Origin of the sequence: Aestuariivirga sp. (genome assembly GCF_044239095.1) — a bacterium.
Taxonomy (GTDB): Bacteria; Pseudomonadota; Alphaproteobacteria; order Rhizobiales; family Aestuariivirgaceae; genus Aestuariivirga.
The window spans coordinates 1-2501 of sequence record NZ_JBIICB010000406.1; the positions used below are offsets into that span (position 1 = coordinate 1).

Annotated in this window: 1 protein-coding gene and 1 pseudogene; one reads left to right on the forward strand and one right to left on the reverse strand. The window is 63.1% G+C overall.

The genetic code is table 11. The features are described 5' to 3' along the window. Positions 1-126, forward strand: a pseudogene (locus ACILRA_RS21975) (IS630 family transposase); the annotation flags it as partial. A gap of 170 nt (positions 127-296) precedes the next feature. Here ACILRA_RS21975 and ACILRA_RS21980 read toward each other — a convergent pair. Continuing rightward, positions 297-2501: DNA gyrase subunit B (locus tag ACILRA_RS21980; protein ID WP_395664171.1), on the reverse strand; the 2205-nt coding region annotated here is incomplete at its 5' end.

Sequence of the window (2501 nt, forward strand, 5' to 3'; positions counted from 1 at the left end):
AAAACACATAACGAAAGACCCAAGCCCTTCGTATGGACAAAGTCCGCCGATGACATCCTCGCCGCCATCAAACGTTTCTGCCTCAGACAAAATCAAATCACAAAAACTTCGGAATCAGGACACTAGAGCATGATCCGCACAAGTGGAAACCACTTTTGCGACAAGATCATGCTCAAGCTATTGAACTTGCGCGAGTTCTTTTCGACCAGGTGATTCCACCTGGTCGGAACGCGCGCTAAGGCGCGCGCGCCTGATGCTTCCCGTCCGGTGGCATGCGGATCAGCCTTGCTTTGCCATTACACGTCGAGGTTTGCGACACTCAGCGCATTTTCGCGGATGAAGTCGCGGCGCGGTTCCACCACGTCGCCCATCAGCTTGGTGAAGATGTCGTCGGCCTCGTCGAGTTCGGAGACCTTGACGCGCAACAGGGTGCGGACGTTGGGATCGAGCGTCGTTTCCCAGAGCTGGCCCGGGTTCATTTCGCCAAGACCCTTGTAGCGCTGCATGGTGATGCCCTTGCGGCCGAAGGCGAAGATGGCATCGAGCAGCGAGGAGGGACCGTAGATCGCCGTTTCGCTATCCTTGCGGCGGAGCCGGGCGGGCTTCGCATAGATTTCCTGCAGATGCTCTGCCTTGCGGTCCAGGCGCAGCGCATCGGCGGAGCCGATGAGCTTGCCGTCGAGCATCCAGGCCTCCTTCACGCCACGCACCTCGCGCGAGAAGCTCAAGCCGCCGTCAGACGTTGGCTCGCCCACCCAGCCGCGCTCCGTTTCCTCCGCAATGATGTCGAGGCGCCGGGCAATGTAGGCGGCGGCATCGGACGCCTGCGCGGCGCTTGCGAGCACTTCGGGGTTGAGAACGCCGGCGATCGCCGCCTGCTCGATCAGCGGGCGCGGATAGCGTGAATGCAGCGCATCGAGGGCGGCACGCACCGACAGGGCCTCCTCGACGATGGAGCGGAGGTCCGCGCCGGCGCGTTCGGTGCCGTCGGCAAGCACGAGGGCGGTGCTCTCGAGACCCGTATCCACGAGATAGGCTTCGAGCGCCTTCGAATCCTTGAGATACTGCTCGGAAGAACCGCGCTTCACCTTATAGAGCGGCGGCTGCGCGATATAGAGATGGCCGCGCTCGATGATCTCCGGCATCTGCCGGTAGAAGAAGGTCAGGAGCAGTGTGCGGATGTGGGCGCCGTCGACGTCGGCGTCCGTCATGATGATGATCTTGTGGTAGCGCAGCTTGTCGGCGTTGAACTCCTCGCGGCCGATGCCCGTCCCCAGCGCCGTGATGAGCGTGCCGATCTCGGCGGATGACAGCATCTTGTCGAAGCGCGCGCGCTCCACGTTCAGGATCTTGCCGCGGAGCGGCAGCACCGCCTGGTTCTCCCGGTGGCGCGCCTGCTTGGCGGAACCGCCAGCCGAGTCGCCCTCGACGATGAAGAGTTCGGATTTCGCCGGATCGCGCTCCTGGCAGTCCGCAAGCTTGCCGGGAAGGGACGAAATGTCGAGCGCACCCTTGCGCCGTGTCAGCTCGCGCGCCTTGCGCGCGGCCTCGCGGGCGGCCGCAGCCTCGACGACCTTGGAGACGATCGACTTTGCTTCGGCAGGGTGCTCCTCGAACCAGGCGCCGAGCTGGTCGTTGACCAGGTTCTCGACCACGGGGCGGACCTCCGACGAGACAAGCTTGTCCTTCGTCTGGGAGGAGAACTTGGGATCGGGCACCTTGACGGACAGCACGCAGGTCAGCGCTTCGCGCGCGTCGTCACCGGTGAGCTGCACCTTTTCCTTCTTGGCGATGCCGCTTTCATTGGCATAGTTGTTGACCACCCGTGTGAGCGCCCCGCGGAAGCCCGCAAGATGCGTGCCGCCATCGCGCTGGGGGATGTTGTTGGTGAAGCTGAGCACGTTCTCGTGGTAACTGTCGTTCCACCACAGCGCGCAATCGACGGTGATGCCGTCCCTTTCGCCATGGATCATGATCGGTTCGGAAAGCACCGCCTGCTTGGTGCGGTCGAGATAGCGCACAAAGGCCGCGATGCCGCCCTCGTAGAAGAGCTCCACCAGCTTGTCCTCGACGCCGCGCTTGTCGGTGAGGAGGATGCGCACGCCCGAATTGAGGAAGGCAAGCTCGCGCAAGCGGTGCTCCAGTGTCGCGAAGTCGAACTCGATCATGGTGAAGGTTTCGGGAGAGGGCAGGAAGGTCACCTCCGTGCCACGCTTATCCGGGGCTTCGCCAACCACCCGGAGCGGTGCATCCGGTTCGCCATGGCTGAAGCTCATGAAGTGCTCCTTGCCATCACGGAAGACGGTGAGCTTGAGCTTGGTCGAGAGCGCGTTGACGACGGAGACGCCCACCCCGTGCAGGCCGCCCGAGACCTTGTAGGAATTCTGGTCGAACTTTCCGCCCGCGTGAAGCTGGGTCATGATGACTTCCGCCGCCGACACGCCTTCGCCGGTGTGGATGTCGGTGGGGATGCCACGGCCATTGTCGGTGACGGTGCAGGA